A 24,654-nucleotide genomic window follows, 5' to 3' on the forward strand; every position below is an offset into this window, starting at 1 on the left:
CGTTATCGTTGACGTTTTCGCGAGCAAGCTCGCTCCTACAGGATTGATGGGTTATTCCAGGTGCTCGGGTTTGACCGGGTCACCCGACTTCATATTCAGCTGCACCCGCACATCTTCGAACATCGCATCGTAGTGTTTGTGTATCGAGCCGATTTGGCTGTGTACCTTGGGAATTCCGTACTTCTCGGCAATTTTCGTCACGTTGCTGGCGAAGTTGTAGGCCTGGTCCTTTGGCAGGTAGAACGACTCTTTGAGCTCCTTGCCCTGAATGGTGCCGTGCATGGTGAACAGCATCCCTTTGCCTTCCTTGGGGTCCTGGGAGACTTCGTAGTCGATGCACACGTTGTAGCTGACGTCGTCCTTGTTCAGCGCATGGCGCTCGATGTGTAAGTGACCGGGCTCGAACGTAGCCATTGTCATCTCTCCTTCAAAATAGGCCTTGAAGCGGGGCAGCCCGTGGGACTGCCCCGGGTATTTCGTTTAGTGATAGCTGATACCGGGTGCCGCCGTGCTGACCCGAGTGCCGGCCTTGCCCTGGACGATTGCTTCAATGTCCGAGAGTGAGCCGATCACCGCGACTTTTCCAGTATGGCGGGCAAACTCGCAGGCTGCCTGAACCTTTGGCCCCATCGACCCGGCGGCGAAGCCGAGTCGTTCCAGTTCGTCAGGGTGAGCCTGGGCGATAGCCTTTTGGGTCGGTTTGCCGAAGTCGATGAACGCGGCATTGACGTCGGTGGCAATCACCAGCAAATCGCTTTCCAGCTGTTCGGCCAGCAGCGCCGAGCACAGGTCTTTGTCGATTACGGCTTCCACACCTTGCAGCTTGCGGTTTTCGTCGTACATGGTCGGGATACCGCCACCACCCGCGCAGATCACGATACTGCCTTTGTCCAGCAGCCACTTGATCGGGCGAATTTCGAAGATGCGTTTCGGTCGTGGACTGGCGACCACACGGCGGTACTTGTCGCCGTCCGGCGCGATGGCCCAGCCTTTTTCAGCGGCGAGTTTTTCCGCTTCTGCTTTGGCGTAAACCGGGCCGATGGGTTTGGTCGGGTTCTGGAAGGCCGGGTCGTTGGCGTCAACTTCGACCTGGGTCAGCAAGGTAGCGAAAGGCACCTCGAAAGCCAGCAGGTTGCCCAGTTCCTGTTCGATGATGTAGCCGATCATGCCTTCGGTTTCAGCACCGAGCACGTCCAGCGGGTAGGGGGAAACCGAGGTGTAGGCGGCTGCTTGTAACGACAGCAGGCCGACTTGCGGGCCATTGCCGTGGGCGATGACCAGTTGGTTGCCGGGATGGATCTTGGCGATCTGTTCAGTGGCGACCCGGATGTTGGCGCGTTGGTTGTCCGCGGTCATGGGTTCGCCACGGCGGAGCAGGGCGTTACCGCCCAGAGCAACGACGATGCGCATAATGCAGTCCTTCCTATCAGTGACCCTGTAGGCGCTGCCGAAGGCTGCGATCTTTTGATCTTGATCTTAATTGACTCGATAAACATCAAAATCAAAAAACAGGATCAAAAGATCGCAGCCTTCGGTAGCTCCTACAGGTCAGTGTTAGCTGTTAGAGGTCAGCCAAAGTCGACACCAGAATCGCCTTGATGGTGTGCATGCGGTTTTCCGCTTGCTCGAAGGCGATGCAGGCCGGCGACTCGAACACGTCATCGGTCACTTCGATGCCATTCTTCAGGTGCGGGTACTGCTCGGCAATCTGTTTACCGATTTTGGTATCGCTGTTGTGGAACGCCGGCAGGCAGTGCATGAACTTGGTGCGCGGGTTGCCGGTGGCTTTCATCAACTCGGCGTTGACTTGATACGGCAGCAATTGCTGGATGCGTTCGGCCCAGGCTTCGACCGGCTCACCCATCGACACCCAGACGTCGGTGTGGATGAAGTCCACGCCTTTGACCGCTGCTTTAGGGTCTTCGGTCAGGGTGATGCGGGCACCGCTTTCTTCACCGTATTTCTTGCAACGAGCAACCAGGTCGTCCGCTGGCCACAGGGCTTTCGGCGCGCAGATGCGCACGTCCATGCCCAGCTTGGCGCCGATCAGCAGCAACGAGTTGCCCATGTTGTTGCGGGCGTCACCGAGGTAGGCGTAGCTGATTTCGTGGATTGGCTTATCGGCGTTTTCGCGCATGGTCAGCACGTCGGCGATCATTTGCGTCGGGTGATATTCATCGGTCAGGCCGTTGAACACCGGCACGCCGGCAAACTTGGCCAGCTCCTCGACGATTTCCTGTTTGAAGCCACGGTATTCGATGGCGTCGTACATGCGCCCCAGTACGCGGGCGGTGTCCTTCATGCTTTCCTTGTGACCGATTTGCGAGGAGTTCGGGTCGATGTAGGTGACGTTAGCGCCTTGATCATAGGCGGCGACTTCGAACGCGCAGCGGGTGCGGGTCGAGGTCTTTTCGAAGATCAGCGCGATGTTGTTGCCTTTGAGGTGTTGCTGCTCGGTACCGGTGTACTTGGCGCGCTTGAGGTCGCGGGACAGGTCGAGCAGATAGCGCAATTCGCGAGGGGTGTGGTGTTCCAGGCTCAGCAGATTGCGGTTGTGAATGTTAAAAGCCATTTTGGATCTCCTTAGGTGTCGGTTATCCCCAAAGCCCCGCATGCTCTTGGGTAAAGAGCAGCGGCGGCCTTGGCTAAAGGTTAGTAATCGATGGGGTCGCGAATGATCGGGCAGGTCATGCAGTGGCCGCCGCCACGGCCACGGCCGAGTTCGCCGGCGCTGATGGTGATGACCTCTACGCCGGCCTTGCGCAGCAACGTGTTGGTGTAGGTGTTGCGGTCGTAACCGATTACCACGCCGGGTTCAACGGCCACCACGTTGTTGCCGTCGTCCCACTGCTCGCGTTCGGCGGCGAAGCTGTTGCCGCCGGTTTCAACCACACGCAAGGCTTTCAGGTTGAGGGCCTGGGCCACGGTGTCGAGGAAGTTGGTTTCTTCGCGGCGGATGTCGATACCCCCTTGTTTGCTTTCGTCCGGGCGCAGGGTGAAGGCAACAATCTGATTCACCACTTCCGGGAAAATGGTCACCAGGTCGCGGTCGCAGAAACTGAACACAGTGTCCAGGTGCATCGCCGCGCGAGATTTCGGCAGGCCGGCGACGATCACTTTTTCAACGGCTTTGTGCTTGAACAGGTTCAGTGCCAGTTGGCCGATGGCCTGGCGTGACGAGCGTTCGCCCATGCCGATCAGCACCACACCATTGCCAATGGGCATCACGTCACCGCCCTCCAAAGTGGAGTTGCCGTGTTCCTTATCCGGGTCGCCGTACCAGATCTCGAATTCGGCATTGGTGAACTGAGGGTGGAATTTGTAGATGGCGGTGGTCAGCAAGGTTTCCTGACGGCGCGCCGGCCAGTACATCGGGTTGAGCGTCACGCCACCGTAGATCCAGCACGTGGTATCACGGGTGAACTGAGTGTTAGGCAGCGGCGGCAGGATGAAGCTGGAGTGGCCGAGGAAGTCGCGGAACATTTCGATGGTCTTGCCACCGAAACTGTCCGGCAGGTCGTCAGCGGACACGCCGCCGATCAGGAACTCGGCGATCTTGCGCGGCTCCAGGCTGCGCAGCCAGGAGCTGGTTTCGTTGATCAGGCCGAGGCCGACCGAATTGGCGGTGATCTTGCGCTCGAGAATCCAGTCCAGCGCTTCCGGGATCGCGACGATATCGGTCAGCAGGTTGTGCATTTCCAGCACGTCGATGTTGCGTTCGCGCATTTTGGTGACGAAGTCGAAATGGTCGCGCTTGGCTTGAGCCACCCACAACACGTCATCGAACAGCAATTCATCGCAGTTGTTCGGGGTCAGCCGCTGGTGGGCCAGGCCGGGGGAGCAAACCATGACTTTGCGCAGTTTGCCGGCTTCGGAATGCACGCCGTACTTAACTTTTTCCGTGGTCATTACAGTGATCCTCCAGATGACAAATTTTCAGGTATTACAGGGTCAGGAAGCCGTCATACAGCCCGTAGGCCGCCACCAGGGCGCCCACGACGACGGCCGCGAAAAGCAGCTTCTCGACGTTGGTGAAAATCGGTTTGTTGAGTTCAAGCTTGGCCTTGGCGAACAGGATCACGCCGGGCGCGTAGAGCAGGGCAGAGAGCAGCAGGTATTTGACCCCGCCGGCGTACAGCAGCCAGATCGCGTAGATCAGGGCGACGGCGCCAATGAGCAGGTCTTTCTGCCGTTCACCCGGCGCGCCTTCGTAACTCTCGCCGCGCACCGCCAGCAGCAGGGCGTAGGCCGCCGACCACAAGTAGGGCACCAGAATCATCGAGGTGGCGAGATAGATCAGCGACAGGTAAGTGCTGGCGGAAAACAGGGTAATGATGAGGAACAACTGCACCATGGCGTTGGTCAGCCACAGGGCGTTGACCGGAACATTATTGGCGTTTTCCTTGCGTAGAAACGCCGGCATGGTGTTGTCCTTGGCAGCGGCGAACATGATCTCCGCACACAGCAGCACCCACGACAGCAGCGCTCCCAGCAGCGAGATGATCAGGCCGACACTGATCAGTACCGCGCCCCATTCCCCGACCACGTGTTTGAGTACCGCAGCCATCGAGGGGTTCTGCAGTTTTGCCAGTTCCGGTTGGGTCATGATGCCCAGCGACAATACGTTCACCAGCACCAGGATCAGCAGCACGGAGATAAAACCGATGACCGTGGCTTTACCCACGTCGCTACGTTTTTCCGCCCTGGCCGAGAAGATGCTCGCGCCTTCGATACCGATGAACACCCACACGGTCACCAGCATCATGTTGCGCACCTGGTTCATCACGCTGCCCAGGTCCGGGTTTTTCACGCCCCAGATGTCGGCCGTGAAGATGTCCAGTTTGAACGCGAACAACGCGATCAATACAAACAGCACCAGCGGCACGATCTTGGCGACGGTGGTCACCAGGTTGATGAACGCCGCTTCCTTAATGCCTCGCAGCACGAGGAAATGCACGGCCCACAACAGCACCGACGCACCGATCACGGCGGCGACTGTGTTGCCTTCACCGAAGATCGGGAAAAAGTAGCCGAGGGTACTGAAGAGCAAAACGAAGTAACCGACGTTGCCTAGCCACGCGCTGATCCAGTAACCCCAGGCAGACGAAAAACCCATGTAGTCGCCGAAACCGGCCTTGGCATACGCGTAAACACCACCGTCCAGATCGGGTTTGCGGTTGGCCAGGGTCTGGAAGACGAAGGCCAGGGTCAACATGCCGACGGCAGTGATGGCCCAACCAATCAGAATGGCGCCGACGTCAGCACTGGCGGCCATGTTTTGCGGCAAGGAAAAAATCCCGCCGCCAATCATTGAACCTACGACTAATGCAACAAGTGCACCGAGCTTTAGTTTTCCGGGGGATTCGGACATTGCATGACTCCAATGCAGGAGAAGAGAGACAACAGGGTAGTACTGTTGATCGTTCAATCAGCTGACTTAGATCAGTGCGTGGGCACATTCCATTGTTAATTAGCGACTTATGACAGTTTTCCAGCATAGCTGTCATTTTAGCTAAGAGGCCCGTTCCAGAGGCCTCGGCAAGAACAAACAGGAATAACAGCTATTGCCTGGAGTTTTGAAGCTAGTTCGTTTTTGCCTTTTCGCAAATTTTTCACAAGCCTTTTCATTATAGAGTCGATTTTTAAATTGAATCTGAGGGCCAAGCATCGCTTTAGCGTCATCAGCTATAACTAACGCACATAAACTGGCGATATCTAATAAACGTTATTACGCTTCAGCTATTTAGTTAATGCCGGTTGTATGACGGTTTCGCGGCGATCGCCGCACCGAAAATTGGAGACGCAGGAATGTCGCAGCCGACGCAAAAACTTCGCCTGGGTGCACTGATCGCTTTGGTGGTGGGTTCGATGGTTGGTGGCGGGATCTTTTCTTTGCCACAGAACATGGCAGAGCGAGCTGATGCCGGTGCTGTATTGATTGGCTGGGCGATCACCGCGGTGGGCATGTTGACCCTGGCCTTTGTCTTCCAGACCCTGGCCAACCGTAAGCCGGACCTCAATTCCGGGGTATATGCCTACGCCAAGGCCGGGTTTGGCGATTACATGGGTTTTTCTTCGGCCTGGGGTTACTGGATCAGTGCCTGGCTCGGCAATGTGGGTTATTTCGTTCTGTTGTTCAGCACGCTCGGTTATTTCTTTCCGGTCTTTGGTCAGGGCAACACACCGATCGCCATTGGCTGCGCCTCGGTGCTCTTATGGGCGGTGCATTTCCTCGTGATGCGCGGGATCAAGGAGGCAACGTTCATTAATCAACTGACCACCGTGGCCAAGATCGTGCCGCTGGTGATGTTCATTGTGATTGCCGCCGTGGCCTTCAAGGCCGACATCTTTACCCGCGACTTCTGGGGCCATAGCAACCCGAGTTTCGGCAGCGTGGCGGACCAGGTGCGCAACATGATGCTGGTCACCGTATTCGTCTTTATCGGCATCGAGGGCGCCAGCGTTTATTCGGCGCGGGCAGAAAAGCGCTCGGACGTCGGCCGGGCGACGGTGATCGGTTTTCTTGGCGTATTGGCATTACTGGTGCTAGTGAACGTACTGTCACTGGGGGTCATGAGCCAACCGGAACTGGCCACGCTACAAAACCCGTCACTGGCAGCGGTGCTGGAACATATCGTCGGCCCTTGGGGCGCATTGCTGATCAGCGTCGGCCTGGCCATTTCGTTGCTGGGGGCCTTATTGTCGTGGGCACTGCTGTGCGCCGAAATTCTTTTCGCCACCGCCAAGGACAAGACCATGCCGGTGTTCCTGACCAAGGAAAACGCTAACCATGTGCCGGTCAATGCGTTGTGGCTGACCAATTCGATGATCCAGATTTTCCTGCTGATCACACTGTTTTCTGCGGGAACCTACACTAGCCTTATCTACCTGGCGTCTTCGATGATTCTGGTGCCCTACCTGTGGTCGGCAGCCTACGCAGTGCTGTTGAGCGGACGAGGCGAAACCTACGAAAGCGCGCACGCCGACCGTGGCAAAGACCTGCTGATCGGCGGCATCGCGCTGAGCTATGCGGTGTGGTTGTTGTATGCCGGCGGGGTGAAGTACTTGCTGCTCTCGGCGTTGCTGTACGCGCCGGGGGTGATTCTGTTCGCCAAGGCCAAGCGTGAGCAGGGTAAGCCGCTGTTCACAACCATCGAAAAAGGCATTTTTACCTGCGTCATTGGCGGGGCGGGACTGGCGGCTTATGGGTTGTACAGCGGACTGTTATCGTTGTGAGGTGTGTTGGACCATGGTTACTCATGGTCCAGAACAGGTGTTAATCCGACGTGATGTGGTTCTTGGCAATATTGCGGGTGTCGCTTTACGGCAATGCATAAACCTTGAAAAGTTGCCGCGCCGTTTCACTGACACCTCCCAGGTATTGGATATAGGCCCGTTCGACTTCGCCGGAGCGGTACAGATCACTGAGCGTGATATCGACCAGCAGGCGCAAATCTTCATCGCCACGCTCCACCATCATTGAGGTTGGCGCATAGTCATAGATACGGTCGACAACCATCAGCATGCCATCGGGATAGTCCTTGGCCAGATGGTTTTTGAGCAGCATACGATCGGAAAAAAATGCATCCACTTTGCCATCTGCCACCTGCTTGATTCCGGCGTCATTGTCCGCAACCGTTACCAATGTGGCGACCACGCCGAGCAACCGCATTCGATCGCGAATCCACTGTTCGGTAATGCCTCCTGCAGCGGTTGCAAACGTCTGGTTGGCTAACCCGCGATTGACAGTCGCACGCCAGACCGGACCGGTATGAGCGGGCTCTCCATTCAATGCGTTGAGCAGCGCCTCGGCTGCGTCCTTTCGTACCACCGCCGAAAGGCCGGCAGTGTAGACGGGCACCGAGAAGCTCACTGATTTGCGCCGTTCCAGCGTCGCCGGGGTCGGCGTGCAAAGGATGTCGACCTTGCCCGAACTGACAGCGCTGACCTCGTCAGAGATTTTTACCGCTTGGTAGCGTACCTGCAGGCCGGGCAAACCCAACTCCGCCTTGACCGCTTCAGCGATTTTCAGACAAAGATCGATGGCATAGCCACTGGCCTTGTCACCTTCCCGGGTACTGAACGGGGCGAAATTTGGCAGATAGCCCAAGGTAAAACTGTTGCTGGAGCGCACGCGTTCCAGGGTATCGGCGAGAGACAGCATCGGGAGCAAGGCGAGCACACAAGTGATCAGCACGTTTGCGGGTTTTGGCGATTTTACGTTCATGTCCTGTTCCCCGTATTCAGATGACGTTGCATTTCTGAAGCAGCGTCTAATGATCGGCAGCCTTGGCAGGTACAGGGGGAGGCTCAAAGCGCTTGGCAAGGAAACCATAGAGCAGGTAGCCGAAAGCAAGGACGAGGGTGCCGCCGAATATGGCGTCTTTGCCGCAGGAATAGAGGGCGTAGAGCGAATAAATCAGCCCGATCATCAGTATCACGGTGTTGCGCGTATACACCGATGGGGAAACGCCGGCTTTGTACATAATGACGAGCAAACCTGTGAGAGCCGTTACATAAGGAATCAGGTTGGTCACCGCCGCGAGGCTGACGAGCTTGCTGAACTGTGCGCTGGCGTTGGGCGATATGGTTGAGAGGGCCATTATTGTTTGCAATACACCGCACGCGACCATTCCGATGATCGGTGCATTCATTGCGCTAACCCTACTGAAAAACTTCGGGAACATCGCCTGGTCGGCTGTCATCTTGGCCGTTTGCGCCAGCGTGAATTGCCAGCCCAGTAACGACCCGATACAGGCGATGACAGCCAGCGCCATGATGATTTTCCCGATGACGGGGTTGAACATCTGCGCATAGACAAGGGCGAAAGGGGCCGTCGATGTTGCCAGTTCGGGGTTGGGGATGATGCCTTGGATGACCGTGGTGGACAGCACATAGACCACTGCAGCCCCAAGGGTGCCGAACAAACAGGCGAGAGGCACATTGCGCTTGGGATCTTCCACCGCATCGGAGGCCTGGGCAGCCGATTCCATGCCCAGAAATGCCCAGAGCGTCAGAGGAATGGTTTTACCAATAGCCTCGGAAATGGGCAGGTTGTTCGGGTTCCAGGCGGCAGAAAATACTTCCGCCTTGAAAAAGAACCAGCCGATGATACTCAGTCCGGCCACTGGAATGATGACGCCCCAGACACTGATCGCACCGATTTTGCCGGTAATGTTCGGGCCTCCGAAGTTAGCGACGATGGTCAGCCATATCAGCCCCGCAGTGCCGACGAACAGCGCAATAGCGCCGCTGCCAAACCAGGGCACGAACGAGGTCATGTATCCGACAGCGGAGATCGCGACAGCAACGTTTGCGATGGCCAGCGACAAGAAGTAAAGGTAGGAGCAAAGAAAGAAACCGGATTTGGCGTGCGCTTCTTCGGTATAAGCCGACAATCCCCCCGAGCGCGGACAGAAAACACCGCACTGGGCGAAACTGTAGGCGATTGCCATTGACCCGACTGCGGTGACCAGCCATGACAACAGCGAAACCGCCCCCAACTGCGCCATGCTCGTGGGCAACATGATGATGCCAGAGCCCATCATGTTGACCGTCACCAGAGTAGTGAGCCCCATGAGGCTCATCTTCTTGCTTGACTCAGCCATCACAAACTCCTTGCTTGCGTACCGAACGATGCCGCTGGGGGCGGGCAGGGCACCTTCCCCCAGTCTTTGGCTGGTATGAGCAGGAACAGAATCGAGATCCAGTTAATGGAACGGAAAGATGTAGTTCATCCAGGCAGACATGCGTAGCAGGATTTTGCGCATCGCGGCGATATGGTGAAAATGCTTGCTGTAAAGCGCAGCTTGTCCGTATGCCCCTCCAGGCATTTGTTTACTGTATTGAGCATAGTCGGGGTCGGTTATTTCGATAATGACCGGTACGCGGCCAGGTGGTGGCGCGCCGGTGTAGCTGATCAGCGTTCCGGAGGGCTGTATTTGCCCCTCTGCGATGACGGAAATGACACTTTTGACTTTACCCTCAAAGACCTTGCCGGGAATGCCATCGAACGCCACTTCGGCCTCGTCACCCACAGACAGGCGTAACAGGCTGTTCTGCCGCATCCAGGCCGCAAAGTATTGTCCTTCCTCCGGGATGAACACCATCGACGGGCGCAAAGGCAGCTTGGTGGCCATCATTCCGGGCCGCAATGAAACATGGGTGACGAAGCCTCGGCTCGGTGCGCGAACGATAGTGTTGTCCAGTTCGTACTGCGCGTTGTCCAGTTGTGCCTGCAAGTCGTCAGCGCGTGCTATGGCAGACTCGAGTTCCCGTTGGGTGCCGAAATTACGTTTGATCAGTTCAGTGATGCGAAACCGATCACCGTTGGCCGATATCAACTGAGCCTTGATCGACTTCACCCTGTATTCAAACGGAGTGGGGTCGATGCGAAAGAGCACATCGCCCTTTTGAAGGGGTTGATTGGGCTGGACCGGCACGTCGATCACCTGGCCACTGACCACCGGAATCACCGGCACCGAGATGAAATACGAGCGCGCTACCTCGGAGTAGGGGTGGTTGTAGTTCATCGTAAAGATCAACGCGCCAATCATCAGCACGCCCCCTAGCACAGCCGTAGGGACGGACCATTTATTCAGCGGTATACGGAAAATCTTGAATATCGCGACGCAAATTGCTGCATAGGTCAAGACGAGCAAAAGATCCATGGTTCATATGCCCCCGCCGCGTTCATCCAATGTGGAACTGCTCTGCGATGTTCCTGCGGCCGCCTCCAGTCGTTCGATGCGACTTTGAAGATCAGCGACTTGTTGCTCCAAATGAACGACATGACTTTTCGGTGAGTGCCCATCCCCGAAACCCCAGCCACGGTCCTCGCGGTAAGCCATTGCCCAGATCCACAGAAAGGGCCAGAGCGCGTGCAGGGTAAACAAACTGACCCATCCAGTGGCGTGAATGGCATCCTGATGGGGGTGATTTCGGTGTACGGCAATTTCGTATGGGATGTCGTGTAGCACAATAATCCCGTAGAACAGGACGATCCCGACAAAGATCAATAAGCCCAAAGCGAAGTAATCAAGCATGAGCGATCCCTCTTACATCAAGCCAAGTGCAAGCCTCAGTGTAGTCACAAGTGCAGAAGGGAATTTTTTTATGAGCGACGGAGCAGGGTGGTTACGACAAAGGTTCCAATGTCGCAAATACTTGCTCGATTCGACGGCGAGGCATATAACCAAGCAGAACACCCATTCAGTATAGTTATACCCTGTAGCTATATATATAAGTAATGTCGGGTGAGGGCTTCAATCGTTTGGAAGACGCTTTTATACCGCAGAGATGGTTTAAACATGTGCGACAAATACACTCCGAGCGCTCCAGAGTTGGTAAATGCACTCAAGCTTGTTGCCGCTGACCGAAAACTGACCCAGTAAAGGCTGTTCTGCCGACTGAAAGCTGACCCAGGTGTTCAACTACTTCTGCTCACTTTCCGAGCAGGAGAACACAGGGTGATCAGCATGGAAATGTTGGGGAAAATTCGGAGGATGTACTTTCGCGACAAGCTGTCGCTGCACCAGATCGCCAAGCGTACCGGGCTGTCGAGAAACACCATCCGAAAATGGGTCAGAGCACCCGAAGCCACTCAGCCGGCGTACCAGCGGGGCGCTACCTTCAACAAACTCAGTCCATTTCACGAGACGCTGGAGCAGGCGCTCAAGGCCGATTCGTTTCGGGCAAAGCACAACCGCAGGAGCGCCAAGGCACTTTTAGATCAGATCAAGGCCGAGGGTTACGACGGCGGCTACAGCCAGCTCACCGCCTTCATCCGCTCGTGGCGCGGTGAGCAAGGCAAATCTTTACGTGCCTTTGTACCGCTGACGTTTGCACTCGGTGAGGCTTTTCAATTTGACTGGAGTGAAGAAGGTCTGCTGATCGGCGGCCTTTTCCGAAGCATTCAGGTCTCCCACATGAAGCTGTGCGCCAGTCGCGCGTTCTGGTTGGTTGCATATCCCAGCCAAGGCCACGAGATGCTGTTCGATGCCCATACCCGCTCGTTTGGTGCGTTAGGTGGGGTGCCGCGTCGCGGCATCTACGACAACATGAAAACGGCTGTCGACAAGGTCAACAAGGGCAAAGGCCGCACGGTCAATGCCCGGTTTTCCGTGATGTGCTCGCACTATCTGTTCGATCCGGACTTCTGCAACGTCGCCTCGGGTTGGGAAAAAGGCATCGTTGAAAAGAACGTGCAAGACAGCAGACGACGCATCTGGCTCGACGCTCAAGACTGCATGTTTCACACCTTCGAAGAACTGAATGCCTGGCTTGGCCAGCGCTGTCGTGCACTCTGGAGCGAGCTGGTGCATCCGCAGTACAACGGACTGACGGTGGCAGAGGTCTTGGAGTAGAGCGGGTCGAAATGATGCCGATGCGGACTGCCTTTGATGGCTACGTCGAGCGCACCGTACGGGTCTCCAGCACCTGCCTGATCAGCGTGGCGCGAAATCGCTATTCGGTGCCTTGTGTGCGGGTCGGCCAGTGGGTTAGCAGCCGTCTCTATCCTTCCCGGATTGTGGTCATCGCCGATGAAACGATGATCGCCAGCCACGAGCGCCTCTTTGATCGAGATCAGGTCAGTTTTGACTGGCAGCATTACATCCCATTCATCGAACGCAAGCCCGGTGCGCTGCGCAATGGCGCGCCGTTTGCCGATCTGCCCAAGCCGTTGCGGCTTCTCAAGCGGGGCCTGAGACGTCACACCAACGGTGATCGAATCATGATGCAGGTACTGGCTGCTGTGCCCATCGCCGGTCTCGACCCGGTGTTGGTGGCGGTGGAATTGGTGCTTGAGTCGGGAAGCCTGAGCGCCGATCACATCCTGAATGTTCTAGCCCGACTGACCTCCACTGCACCACCTCCTTCCGTAGAAACCAACATGCAACTCAAGGTAGCGCCTGTCGCCAATACGGCGCGCTTCGACCGGCTCCGAACAACCGATGAGGAGAATCGCAATGCGTGACCTAATGGCGGAACTCAAAGAGCTGCGTCTGCATGGCATGGCCAGCGCTTGGGAAGAACTGGCTTCTCAAGGAGAAGCCTCGACGACGTCGTCGAAGTGGCTGCTCGAACATCTGCTCCAACAAGAACAAGCAGATCGCGCCGTACGCTCAGTGAACCACCAGATGAACATGGCCAAACTGCCCATGCATCGTGACTTGGCAGGCTTCGACTTCAGCGCTTCCAGCGCAGATGTCCGTCTGGTCAAAGATCTGTCCAGCTTGGAGTTCACAGAGACCGCGCAGAATGTCGTGTTCATCGGCGGGCCAGGAACCGGCAAAACACATTTGGCCAGCGCCCTGGCCGTGTCCGGGATCACGACCCATAACAAACGCGTGCGCTTCTTTTCCACAGTGGATCTGGTCAATCTGCTGGAGCGTGAAAAGTACGACGGCAAGAGTGGCCGAATCGCTCAAGGGCTGCTTCGGACAGACCTGGTGATACTCGATGAACTGGGGTATTTGCCCTTCAGCCAGAGCGGCGGCGCGCTGTTATTTCACCTGCTGTCCAAGCTGTACGAGCACACCAGCATTGTGATCACGACCAACCTCAGCTTCTCGGAATGGTCGAGTGTGTTCGGCGACGCCAAGATGACCACAGCGTTGCTGGATCGGCTGACACACCATTGCCACATCGTCGAAACGGGCAACGAGTCCTACCGCCTGCAACACAGCACTCTGGCCGCGCAGACAAAGATCAAATCACGTGAACGAAAGCGCAAGGACGAAGATGGTATCGAGGACGATGAACCGTTTTGATCTGCACCATAAACACCCTGCCGCATGCCTTTATGCGGTGGGGCTAGATGACCGTTCAACCGGGACACTGCTGCTAAGCTTATTCACAATTGCTGGGACGAAAAACAGCAATCCGCCCTGGGTCAATTTTCAATCGGCAGGGTGGGTCAGTTTTCAATCAGCGCCAACAACATACCCCAACTGACGGGGGTCATCGAGCGCTTCTCGCGCGAGGCGACCTGTCATGACTCTGCGCTCGACTTGGCAAAAGAGGTGGAACGCCGAATTCTACTGGAGACAGAGATAGGTGCGCGGATTAGTGCTTATGGTTCGTTAGCCCGAGCGGTCTGGCGAATTGCACCGGAAGAGGCGGCAGTGTACTTCCGACGGCCCCTTGACTTGGCCGAAGCCGTTGGCTCAGAAGATTTTGATCGCACCAATTTCCTGCTGGAGCTCACCGGGCATTACCAGGGGCAAGAGTTAACAGCAGAGGCGGGGCATACGCTTGCACGCATCTTTGAGCTCAATCAGAACGATGATGCCAAGTTCCCTTGGTCCGAATACGCCAAAGCCATGGTACCCATCGCTGGCCTGAGCACGCTGGCGGTGATCGCCCGACTCGATGATCGGGACAACGCTGCGCTGGGTCTGTCGCTGGGCCCGAGTCTGACCCAGCTACTGCGCCACGGCAAAGTCAGTGGCGACATCGCGACGAGCCTGATTGGTCTGGCGGCGCCGATAGAAAGTTGGACTTGGTCTCTTGGGGAGTTTACTGAGTCTGCGCTGGCTTCGTTGCCCGCTCAGCACCACGAATGGTTCTTTGAACAATCGTTGATTGAACTCGATCGCAATGACCAATTGTCGCCACCGCGATCTCACCTCGAGGCATGGAATCGGCTGGCCGCCGAATATTTGCCCAACACCTCGCCCTCTCGGGTGCGTCTTGCGGCACTCCTAAAGCGCTTGCGCTTGGAGCCCACGACCTCACCACGTGAGCCACGGCCAAACCCGTCGGCAAACGTGGCGATCGATCTGGCCGACCCAGTTGCTATCGACCGCATGATACTCGAGCAGGAACCTGTCAACGGTCAACGGTCAACGGTCACCGTTGGCCGTTGGCCGTTGGGGACGTTACGCGACCTTGCGTATCTGGCAGACCAGGAACCCCCGGCCCGGCGCTTGGCCTTCGTACAGGCCGTGGTGACCAGCGGTGTCGCCAGTCTGAGCGAAAGATCTGGGCTTTAGACAAATTTTTACCCATCTGGGGCGCTCGTTCGCCGGCCATGGATCTCGCCCTGCCAGAACTCGGACTGAGGTTGGCGCGTCTGCACGCTGAGGAGTTGCTGCAATCGGAGAGCTGGCGTTCGGCAGGCTGGGACGGGTTATTGACATATTTCCACAGTGATCGCTCAGGGCTTGTCGATGCCGTGCTGGAGGGACTGGGGTCGTCCGTCGCTGAAGTGTCGGGAGATGCCTGGCTGGGATTGGCGGCAAAATTGGCCCCTAGTGTTCGGGATGCGGCTCTGGCAGAAGGACTCACACGTTTGCTGAAGCTGGCAGCAGTCACTCTGCCAGGCGAGTTCGGTGATGGCCCGTGGACCCCTGAGCTGGCGTTGGTATTGAACCCCGAAGGGGTCACGGCTGGATTAATCTGGGCCCGTTTGGGGCACTCGCATGCGCCCATGCGCTGGCGTGCAGTGCACGCAGTATCGCGCTTAGCGGCGGTTAAGCGATTTGATGTCATCGCCCATTTAATTCAGCGCTTCACCGATTCTGGCATCGGCCCTTTTGGTGATGCCAAGCTGCCGGCCTACCCAATGCATGCCCAACTATGGCTCTTGATTGCCTTGGCACGGATTGCCCTGGATCATCCACAACAACTCGTCGTGCACCTTCAATTTTTCGAACAGGTAGCCTTTGCCGACAACTTTCCCCATGTCGTCATGCGTGCCTTTGCCATTGATACTTTGCGCGTCTTGGCCGCCGTGCTGGATCCGTCTGAACGAGACAAGCTACTGCAGCGTCTGGACAACACGAATCGATCGCCTTTCCCTCAAGTCATGGCGCGCGAATTCCAGAAACGTCGCTATCTGCCTAAGCCGGACACGGCGCAACGAGGCCCAGAGGCTTTCCACCTCGACTACGACTTCAGCAAGTACCATGTCGAGCGACTGTGTCGCGTATTCAGCTGCGCAGAATGGGAAATTGAAAGCCGCATGACGCATTGGGTGCACGGTTGGGATGCCAACGCTCACTCCATGTATGACGATCCCCGAGCGCGGCGTTGCTACGAGAATGATTGGTCGTCGGGTTCGATGCCGGAAGTCGATCGTTATGGCGGTTACCTGGGGTGGCATGCACTCATGTTGTGCGCTGGCGAGTTCTTGCAGACGCGCGAGGTAACCAGAGATGAATGGAGCGATGATGCCTGGGCCGATTTTATTGAGCACTATCGTCTATCGTGCGTAAACGGTCAGTGGCTGGCTGAGCTCACGGATCTGTTCCCTGTCGATCTTCCCGACAGCGATGCCATACCGATGCCGGAGACGGATAATACCGCCAGAGAACGCGACGATCATGAGCTACTGCAGCCGATGCTGGGCATTTCTGAAGCCCAATTAACAAGCGAATCGTTACCGGTCAGTGGGCGTTGGTCAATTTCCACGGATTGCACGGTTTCGCTTTCCAGCGTGCTTGTTACGGTCGACGACCTTTCTGCGGTGGTGATGACGCTACTGACCGAGGGCAGGTTCTTCTGCTCTCTACCTGAAGATCCGGAGTCCGTCGAAAGTCATTTCGGGGGGAGCGGTCATGGGATTCGTACCTGGATAGATGGCGTGGCATGTACCGACTCGAACCTTGATCAGCATGACCCCTACGCGTTTATCAGCGCGCAGCGTCGTCCGACACCCAGTGCCTGGGTGCGTGACCAATTGGGGTTGGTGGCTGACGATGTGGGAGGGCGCTGTTGGTCGAACAGTACTGGGGTTTGCTTCAGGACCGAAGCTTGGGGCGCGACTGGAGGGCGAGGGGAACACCGCTGGGAAGTCGGTGGCCATCGCATCAACGTGGATCGATCATGCCTGCTGAGCCTGCTCAAATCCGAGGAGGTGAAATTGATCGGGGTACTCAAAATGCAGCGTTACCTTGCGGGACGGGCAGGAGGTACTGGCAACTTCTCCCACCGCTTACTGGTATTCAATGTCGATTCCAATGGCCGGGTCGAGCTGTTCAAACGTGCTAACAAATTTGCGCGGGATGCGATAGTAGGCCTGGATAAAAAGTATAGACACGATTTTCACCATCGCTTCGACGCCATTTGCGCGGCGTTGAAAGCCCGTCCAGGTTCGCGGGGTGTGCGCAAATAACGGCGCCAACTTTCAATACCATGAAGACTGTTTCACCTTCGGTGGAGCGAGTCTGCATTTGAGTGAGTGCTACCGCAGTTAGATACTTCGGTAGATGTCCCTTGAGGAATGGTCCGGCCGACAATTCGCCTAAACGAACAGTGCCCCTGATGTAAGCTCTTCGTCGAACGGACCATAGCTGCTGTCTCTCTTTAGTGTGCGAACGCACCAAAGATAAAAGCTGCGCGATGGCTGGACGGAACCACTTGGGACTTCGCGGTATGCCGTTCCGCGAGAGATGAGCGCAGTACCATAGTTGCCGTGGAGTTGATAGGGACGTGTCGGGCCCCAACTAGCATTCCAATAGACAAGTTCTGCAAGAATGTTGTTGTTCCGTTTCGCCTCCAGCTGGCCGCCTGAAGGGGGCTATGTCGACCGACGCTGTTCCGCTTACCGTCGACTGAAAATATTCCCTGGCGTCGGGTTACCGGGCGAGGCACTGAGCCAAAAACGTCATGACGGCCTGTACTGATGAGGTATGACGAATGTCACTATGAGTCACCAGCCACACTTCACGTTCTAATGCCGGTCCAGAAATGCCAGCGGGCTTCAGTGAATACTGTTCACCGAGAAAGTACGGTAGCGCTGCGAGTCCAACACCTGCTTTCGCTGCCATTGCCTGAATGTTTAGATCATTGCTGCGTAGAAGAATAGGGCGATCACCGGCCTGTTCAAGCAACCATAGCTGCTGAGGGGTTTGTTCCATGCTCTCGTCATAGGCAATGAATGTCAGTTGATCACCAGGTGTTCGATCCAGGTATTCGGCGGAACCGTACAAGGCAAATAGAATTGTTGTGATTTTTCGCGCGACAAAATCGGGCTCTGTAGGGCGGCTCAAACGAATGGCAATGTCTGCCTCCCGGCGATTGAGGGACGCGCTGCCTAGGTTCCCAAGCAATTGCAGAGAGAGGTGCGGATGTTGTTGGCGAAGCTTTCCCAGGTGTGGAGCTATCAGGGAGCAGGCTAGCGCTGGTGGCGCGCTGACTTTGACCTCTCCGACAACGCCGGACTGTCCTGCTAAAGCACTTCGCTCCACTGCAAAGGATTCGACTTCCATGCGCTTACCCAAGTTGGCAATACGCTCTCCGTCCGCAGTCAGGACGTAAGCCCTAGGACGACGGTCGACCAACTTCAAATTCAGTGAAGCTTCCAGTGCACTGATTCGTCTTGCGACAGTAGCGTGATCGACTTTCAATTTTCGCGCGGCCGCGGATAACGACTGTTCTTGGGCAAACACCGAAAAGTAGCGCAGATCTTCCCAATCAAACATCACATAAGTCCTTTGCCGAGTTATGGTACCTGCCTGTCACGTGGCAACTCGACGTTGCCACAGCCAGACTGCCGATGGACGGGGCACATATACCATCAGTTCTGAGAGTTGCACGATTGAGCAAACTTCCGATAACTGATGCGTTGCAGGCTGCCTTGGGTCGTACTGTAGGTCATGTACGCCTCGACCACTTGGCACTCTGCTGGATCAGGTTCATCCATTGCTATCACCTCGGCAACGTCGAGATTCATCGTGTAGCTATAAGGGATAGCAGAGGGTTGCACGCTGACTTGATCTGCGTGAGCAAAAACGCTGATTGTTGCAATTACGACGGCGCCAATTGTGTTTGTAAATTTCATGATGTTTCTCCAGAAGTCACGTTGTTAACCAATATCGCCAGCCTCATAGGGTTGGCTTGTGATCATTCTGTTGAAACATCTCTATGCTTAAAATTCCCCAGCTACGCACACGTTCTATGCATTTTCGCACATGCGAACCGGCACTTGAGCTATCACTCTGTCTGCAATCACTCAGCCCAGCACGCTCAAGAATGCCAATGTGAATACAACCGCTACACCCAACAGCGGAACCATGAAGAGTTGGTAGAAGAGTCGACTGCGTTCGGCTTCTTCTTGAACACCTGCCAGCGCCATGGCACCTGCTGAGGAGAATGGTGAGAAACCGGTCATGATTGCGCACGAAGTAATCACAGAAAACAGCACCGTTGGACTAACACCAGTCTTTGCGGCCAAGCCTGGGACGATTGGATATAACGTTGGCATGACTACGCCGAGCGTACTTGAGAAGAAGCTCATGATCCCCGCGCAAATACCCGTGGCGTAAACCACAGAATTGAATCCGACGTGTAATCCCAGCCATTGCGATAAAGCGTCGATGGTGCCGGCCCGCGTCGCGACGGAGATAAGCATTCCCATGCCACACAACAATATGATGATCGACCATGGCACCTTGGCCAAGGCAGTGCGTTCATCTCCGATTTTGAAAATCAGTGCCAGAACGACGCCTAGCAACGAGATAAATGTTGGGTCAGCAGCGGTTCTGAGCGTTGCGAGCAGACCCTGTCCTGGAATGATCACTGCCAAAAGGCTTGGCACGATGACCAGTCCCAATATGACGAGTACCAGAACTACCGTTTTGCGTTGTGCTTTATCTAGCGGCGGCGGGGCATCCGCTACAAGGCATCGGGTCTTGTAACCCTGCAACAGTATGTAGGCAGCAACGAAAAGAACGGTTTGTACAATAAGTGAGTCCAGTAGCAGTCGGTGGGTGAAGAGTTCGGCCGTCGCGGTATCGAAACCCATTTGTTCAAATATCCCCTGAGTGACCCGACCTCCGAGACTGATGCTGTTGAACGTGGTGGCCATTCCTCCGCATACGACGATCACAGCGCCTAGTAGCCGACTCATACCAGTCTTGCTCGCAACTGCCATAACCAGCGGGGAAAGAAAAACAAATACGGCGTAGTGTCCCGGTCCTACGCCAGAAATCAGCATCACCAATCCATATAAGGCAAAAGGAATAGCCGCGGGGCGATTGCGTGTTGCATAGACCACTCGACTTGCAATTTGCTCAAGCGTGCCATTAGCGATGGCAAAGCCAAAGAAGAAAGTAACTCCAAAAATGATTAAAAACAGTTTGGTAGGCCAAAGTGAGATCAGTTCGTTCAGGGTTGTACCGGGGTTAGTAACGCTAATGAGATAGGCGAATACAATCGCCAATAGCCCTGTGTTCACGTTGAGCCAGTAGCCGATACCGATGGACGCCAGGATCGCTAATATAATTAATAGGGTCAGCATCGAAGCCACCTCTTTTTTATTCTTGTTTTAGACCAGGGCCAATCGGCCCTGGGGGAATTGCGAAGTGATCAGTGATGAGGCAGGAAGCGTGGGACATCAATACCCTTCTTCCAACCCAGCAGTGCATCAGCTGCGGCATCAGCGAACTGTGCATACATCTCATCGGTTGGCCAGCCGAGATGGGACGTGAGAATGACGTTCGAAAGACCAGTCAAGGCGTGCCCCGCTGGCAATGGCTCCTGATCGAACACATCCAGTGCAGCGCCTGCGATCCGACCTTCTGCAAGCGTTCGCACAAGTGCGGCTTCATCGATAATCGGACCGCGCGCAGTGTTGATGATGTAGGCGGATGGTTTCATCAGGGCCAGGCGGCGCGCGTCAATCAACCCGCGCGATTCCGGGGCCAACGTGGCATGTACTGAAACGATATCGGACTGTCTCATCAGGTCATCCAGCTCCAATGCCTGGGCTCCAACCGCCGCAGCGTCTTCCGCCGTCAGCCTCGGCCCCCACGCTACGACATTCATACCGAATACTTGGGCAACCTGTGACACGTAACGACCAATGTTACCCATACCCACAATGCCCAGCGTTTTGCCGCGCAGGACCCGAGTCATAGGCGTTGGCCATTCACCACGTTTGACGGCGCTGTCGACCCATGGGATTTCTCTCATCAAGGCCATCATCAATCCGAACGTGAACTCGCCTGCGCTGGTGCAGAATCCTCCAGTCGCCTTGGCAATTACGATACCTAGCCGCTGAGCGGCCTCAAGATCGATGTGGTAAGCGTGATTACCCGTTTGCGCGATGATGCGAAGTTCCGGTGTCTGCTCCATGAATTCGGCAGTAAACAAAGTGCGCTCACGATTGGCGATGACTGCATCGAAGCCTTTCAGATCGCCTGGCCCACTCAGGGGACCGGTGAAGATTTTGACCTGCGCATGTTCACGCAGTCGGCGGATGCCTACGGTATTTTCGTAGGCATTGTGAATGTCGTTAAGGACGGCGATACGCATTTTCATCTTCCTCTTATTGTTAGGAGTTAAACCGGACAGTGATCTGTTCTCCAAAATAATTAGCTTAACCAACACAGGCAACCGAGTTTTTGGCTGCTTTCGGTTGAGAAAAAATCAAGGAAATAGTTTTATTACCAATGCTGTCCAAACTTTCTGGTTGTCGCATCAACTCGATGGGACTTGGTCAACGCCAACTTTGAACGCCAGGCCATAGGAGGGTAAAGGGTGAAAGAAGGCTAATACCTATTGGTTTTTCATTATTGGTCGTAAGGTGCTTCCTTAGCTTTTTCATTGAAAATGTCTAACGCCATCCAGTTACTTTAATTGGCAACAATAAAGTTTCGTTGCCGAAATATAAAAAATCGCGCAGTGGCAACATCTGTAACCCATCGCATTAACGTGGCGTCACTTACGGAGTAGGGCAAGTTAACGGCTGCTCAGAGCGGCTATGATTTGATGTACCGGGCCGCAAATGAGGGTGGACGAGCAAATCGACCATCTTTTCAATAATTTCAATCATTTCCTGACCCGCACCGAAACACGCCTTCACTCCCAGGTCCAGCAACTGACGCGCATCGGCCTCTGGAATGATTCCTCCCACGACCACCGATATGTCCAGCTCACGTTTTTTCAACAGGCTCAACAGTTCAGTGAGTAATTCCTGGTGCCCCCCCGCCAGGCTCGAAATCCCGATCAGGTCCACTTGGTTTTCTTCATCCAGGGATTCCAGTAACTGAATCGGTGTTTGAAACAAGGGCAGAAGGCGCACTTCGAAGCCGGCATCGGCAAGTGCCGCAGCAATTAGCCGAATACCGCGGTCATGTCCGTCCTGGCCTAGTTTGGTCAGCAGAATCCTCGGCGGCCGAGCCTCGTGTGCGACAAAGGTCGAGAGGCGCGCACCTACCTGCGCCCAACCCGGGTGCTCACTCACAGAGGGGCCGTAAAAATCTGCGTGAAAGCTCAGGTCCTGCCGGAAGCGTGGCCAGACCTTTTCCAGGGCCTGGGTGCATTCGCCGAGGGTCGCTCGCGCCCGGATTGCAGCTACTGTCACCTGCAGCAGATTGCCCTGACACGAACGGGCGCACTCGGTGATCGAATCCAGAAGGGCTTCAACCCGAGCGGTGTCGCGCATCAGGCGTAAGCGGAGGAGGCGTTGGCACTGTCGGGCGCGCAATGCCTGGCTGTCCATGGCTGACGCTGACTCTGGCGCCGCGTGCACTTGCTCACTTGCACCAACACGCCGTTGAATCCCGCCATCAAGTCGGACCTGGGTTGCCAGGGCCTGAAGATGGATAGCCTGACTGATCCAACCAGACGCTATCGACTGGAACACACCGCCCTGGGCATCAATCTCCGCCATCCGTTGGCGAACCTGCACAGCCATTTGCGCCGTCAGGGATTCCATCATGTAGGATCCCGCCCATGGGTCGACCACATCACAGAGGCCGGTTTCCTGTTGAAGTATATGTTGGGTATTGCTGGCCAATCTTGACGAGGCCTCGCTGGGTAGCGCCAAGGCTTCGTCCCAGGCGTTGGTGTGCAGGGACTGCGTGCCGCCGAATACCGCGGCCATCGCCTGGACAGTTGTGCGCGTGACGTTGTTGAGCGGATCTTGCGCTGACAGCGACCAGCCCGATGTCTGGCAGTGCATGCGCAGCGCCTGGCCTTTGTCACTCTGAATGCCGAGGGCCTGGGTGATTTCCGACCAGAGCAGGCGGGCGGCACGACATTTGGCGATTTCGCTGAAAAAGTCATTGCCAATGCCGAAAAAGAAGCTGATTCGTTCGCAGAACCCTTGCAGGTCCAGACCGCTTTTTTGCACTTGCTCGGCGTAGGTTCTGGCATTGACCAAGGTCAGTGCCAATTCCAGCACCGCATCGGCGCCGGCCTCCTGAAAGTGATAACCGGACACCGATATCGGATTGAACCGCGGTACGTGCTCGTTCAGGTAAGCGATCACGTCCATGGTGATGCGCATTGAAGGTTGTGGCGCAAAAATGTAGGTGTTGCGTACCGTGAATTCCTTGAGGATGTCGTTCTGGATGGTGCCGCTGAGCAGCGCTGGCGCGACGCCGGATTCCTCGGCGGCAACAATGAAGGCCGCCAACACGGGCAGGACCGCGCCATTCATGGTCAGCGAAACCGACACCTGATCCAGGGCAATGCCGTCGAGTAGTTCAGCCATGTCCTCGACGCTATCAATGGCGACACCGGCCTTGCCGACATCGGCCTGCCATTGCGGATCATTGGAGTCGTAACCGCGATGTGTCGGCAAATCGAAGGCCAGTGACAATCCAGTTGCGCCCTCGGCCAGGCGTTGCCGCAGGCGCTGGTTGCTGGCTTCGGCACCGGCGAACCCGGTGTATTGGCGCACGGTCCAGGGCTTTTGCGGATACATGCTCGAATAGGGGCCGCGCACAAAAGGCGCCTTGCCTGGCAGGCTGTGCAGGTGCTCAAGACCTTCCAGGTCATTGCAGTGATACACCGGCTTGAGTCGCAGGCCTTCGGGCCGCCAGAGAGGAGGATGGCTCATGGTCGACTGCAGTCAGAGATATGGATTTTGCGGGTGAAAGTATCCGCCAGTTTGAAGAGGTCGCTGCGCCGATACACTTCACACCAGTGCAGCTCTCTATTACCGGACTGATCGGTGTGTAGTTTGAGCTGCAAGCTGTCGCTGATATTGAGGTTGCCGTAGAAGTGCAACTCGCGTTGGCGGATGTGACCGGGACGGCGCAATCCCAGCAGCGCCCATTCCGCGCGCTCGACCATGGCCTGGAAGTTGGCGAAGTAGAGGAGGTCGGCGCCGTTGAAGTCGATGTCGGGGCAGGGCGTGAAATCAAACACGCGCGCCGCCTCGCTGGATTGGCGGTCAATGCCGTAATGGCTGTGCCAGTCGCCGCCGCGGATTCGCCGATTGTCGGCGTGCAGTTCCTGCAATACCTCGGGTAGGGGTGTCACGGGTGCGTGCGTGCCCCTGAGACATGCTTTGTTGACACTGCGATTGTCACCCGGGACGTGACGGCTCACGAAGGTGGACAGCAACGCCAGTTGACCCACGACGCGGTCGCCGAGCCTGACTTCATGTTCGCTGTAATGCCGGGCCTGCCCACCGCGTCCGAGGCGGGTGTGGATCTGGAACGAGCGGTTCTCGATGATGGTTTCGAGCTTCAGATTCCACGTTTTTACGGCGGTGAACGCGGCATAGGCGATGCGACCTTGCTCATCGACGAAATCAGGCAAAGGCCGATCATGTAACTCGGCCAGTGCGAGCCAATGTTGATGCCCGCATTCTTTCAACAACCAGTTTTCCGACAGGCCGGTAAAAGCCAGGTTAGGCATCGAAGCCAGGTAGGTTTCTGAACGCGAGGTGGTGAACGCAGAGGTTGTCGGCAT

19 protein-coding genes and 1 pseudogene are annotated in these 24,654 nt (G+C 56.1%); 5 read left to right on the top strand and 15 right to left on the bottom strand.

The window, feature by feature from the left end; genetic code table 11:
• Positions 1 to 51: 51 nt before the first annotated feature.
• The 5 genes from KUF73_RS10785 to arcD (KUF73_RS10805) form a co-directional block, all read right to left on the bottom strand.
• Entirely contained in the window at positions 52 to 414 is a 363-nt protein-coding gene (locus tag KUF73_RS10785) for a DUF5064 family protein (protein WP_218438036.1), read from the bottom strand.
• A gap of 66 nt (positions 415 to 480) precedes the next feature.
• Positions 481 to 1,410: a carbamate kinase gene (gene arcC, locus KUF73_RS10790; RefSeq protein WP_218438037.1), complete on the bottom strand. Its 930-nt coding sequence runs from the start codon at positions 1,408 to 1,410 to the stop codon at positions 481 to 483.
• 151 nt (positions 1,411 to 1,561) lie between these two features.
• On the bottom strand, positions 1,562 to 2,572 hold the full coding sequence (locus KUF73_RS10795; RefSeq protein WP_218438038.1) for an ornithine carbamoyltransferase: 1,011 nt from the start codon (positions 2,570 to 2,572) through the stop codon (positions 1,562 to 1,564).
• Between the two features lie 80 nt (positions 2,573 to 2,652).
• Complete coding sequence (arcA, locus tag KUF73_RS10800) at positions 2,653 to 3,909, bottom strand: arginine deiminase (protein ID WP_218438039.1); 1,257 nt, start codon at positions 3,907 to 3,909, stop codon at positions 2,653 to 2,655.
• A gap of 34 nt (positions 3,910 to 3,943) precedes the next feature.
• Positions 3,944 to 5,371, bottom strand: a complete 1,428-nt coding sequence (gene arcD / locus KUF73_RS10805) for an arginine-ornithine antiporter (protein WP_218438040.1) — start codon at positions 5,369 to 5,371, stop codon at positions 3,944 to 3,946.
• 437 nt (positions 5,372 to 5,808) lie between these two features.
• Between arcD (KUF73_RS10805) and arcD (KUF73_RS10810) the strand changes: the two genes are divergently transcribed.
• Positions 5,809 to 7,236 (top strand): arginine-ornithine antiporter, encoded by a 1,428-nt coding sequence (gene arcD / locus KUF73_RS10810; protein ID WP_218438041.1) that lies wholly within the window; start codon positions 5,809 to 5,811, stop codon positions 7,234 to 7,236.
• An 85-nt stretch (positions 7,237 to 7,321) separates the two neighbouring features.
• Here the strand turns inward: arcD (KUF73_RS10810) and KUF73_RS10815 are convergent, their stop codons facing one another.
• From KUF73_RS10815 to KUF73_RS10830, 4 genes are all read right to left on the bottom strand, one after another.
• The gene (locus tag KUF73_RS10815) at positions 7,322 to 8,227 is read right to left on the bottom strand and encodes an amino acid ABC transporter substrate-binding protein (protein ID WP_218438042.1); all 906 of its coding nucleotides are present in this window, start codon (positions 8,225 to 8,227) and stop codon (positions 7,322 to 7,324) included.
• A 46-nt stretch (positions 8,228 to 8,273) separates the two neighbouring features.
• Positions 8,274 to 9,608 (bottom strand): putrescine-ornithine antiporter, encoded by a 1,335-nt coding sequence (gene potE / locus KUF73_RS10820; protein ID WP_218438043.1) that lies wholly within the window; start codon positions 9,606 to 9,608, stop codon positions 8,274 to 8,276.
• Between the two features lie 102 nt (positions 9,609 to 9,710).
• On the bottom strand, positions 9,711 to 10,670 hold the full coding sequence (locus KUF73_RS10825; RefSeq protein WP_218438044.1) for an HlyD family secretion protein: 960 nt from the start codon (positions 10,668 to 10,670) through the stop codon (positions 9,711 to 9,713).
• Positions 10,671 to 10,673: 3 nt separating this feature from the next.
• Positions 10,674 to 11,045: a DUF3302 domain-containing protein gene (locus tag KUF73_RS10830; RefSeq protein ID WP_218438045.1), complete on the bottom strand. Its 372-nt coding sequence runs from the start codon at positions 11,043 to 11,045 to the stop codon at positions 10,674 to 10,676.
• 432 nt (positions 11,046 to 11,477) lie between these two features.
• Here KUF73_RS10830 and istA point away from each other — a divergent pair.
• The 4 genes and pseudogenes from istA (at position 11,478) to KUF73_RS10850 (ending at position 17,119) form a co-directional block, all read left to right on the top strand.
• Positions 11,478 to 12,976, top strand: a pseudogene (gene istA, locus KUF73_RS10835) (IS21 family transposase).
• Positions 12,969 to 13,772, top strand: coding sequence for an IS21-like element helper ATPase IstB (gene istB, locus KUF73_RS10840; RefSeq protein ID WP_218438046.1), 804 nt, complete (start codon positions 12,969 to 12,971; stop codon positions 13,770 to 13,772). Before istA ends, istB begins: the two are co-directional and overlap by 8 nt.
• 141 nt (positions 13,773 to 13,913) lie before the next feature.
• Positions 13,914 to 14,996, top strand: coding sequence for a hypothetical protein (locus KUF73_RS10845; protein WP_218438047.1), 1,083 nt, complete (start codon positions 13,914 to 13,916; stop codon positions 14,994 to 14,996).
• Between the two features lie 38 nt (positions 14,997 to 15,034).
• Positions 15,035 to 17,119, top strand: coding sequence for a hypothetical protein (locus KUF73_RS10850; RefSeq protein WP_218438048.1), 2,085 nt, complete (start codon positions 15,035 to 15,037; stop codon positions 17,117 to 17,119).
• Between the two features lie 463 nt (positions 17,120 to 17,582).
• Here the strand turns inward: KUF73_RS10850 and KUF73_RS10855 are convergent, their stop codons facing one another.
• The 6 genes from KUF73_RS10855 to KUF73_RS10880 all read right to left on the bottom strand — a co-directional run bounded on the left by KUF73_RS10855 (position 17,583) and on the right by KUF73_RS10880 (position 24,654).
• Entirely contained in the window at positions 17,583 to 18,428 is an 846-nt protein-coding gene (locus KUF73_RS10855; protein WP_218438049.1) for a LysR family transcriptional regulator, read from the bottom strand.
• Positions 18,429 to 18,523: 95 nt separating this feature from the next.
• Positions 18,524 to 18,787, bottom strand: coding sequence for a DUF2790 domain-containing protein (locus KUF73_RS10860; protein ID WP_218438050.1), 264 nt, complete (start codon positions 18,785 to 18,787; stop codon positions 18,524 to 18,526).
• Between the two features lie 171 nt (positions 18,788 to 18,958).
• Entirely contained in the window at positions 18,959 to 20,245 is a 1,287-nt protein-coding gene (locus tag KUF73_RS10865; RefSeq protein ID WP_218438051.1) for an SLC13 family permease, read from the bottom strand.
• Positions 20,246 to 20,313: 68 nt separating this feature from the next.
• Positions 20,314 to 21,267 carry a D-2-hydroxyacid dehydrogenase family protein gene (locus KUF73_RS10870; RefSeq protein WP_256345557.1) on the bottom strand — a complete coding sequence of 318 codons (954 nt, stop codon included), beginning with the start codon at positions 21,265 to 21,267 and terminating at the stop codon, positions 20,314 to 20,316.
• Between the two features lie 403 nt (positions 21,268 to 21,670).
• Positions 21,671 to 23,794 (bottom strand): methylmalonyl-CoA mutase, encoded by a 2,124-nt coding sequence (scpA, locus tag KUF73_RS10875; RefSeq protein ID WP_218438052.1) that lies wholly within the window; start codon positions 23,792 to 23,794, stop codon positions 21,671 to 21,673.
• Entirely contained in the window at positions 23,791 to 24,654 is an 864-nt protein-coding gene (locus KUF73_RS10880; protein ID WP_218438053.1) for a Pnap_2097 family protein, read from the bottom strand. The genes scpA and KUF73_RS10880 overlap by 4 nt, the downstream gene beginning before the upstream one ends.

This window comes from Pseudomonas sp. PD9R (assembly GCF_019200975.1).
Classification (GTDB): Bacteria; Pseudomonadota; Gammaproteobacteria; order Pseudomonadales; family Pseudomonadaceae; genus Aquipseudomonas.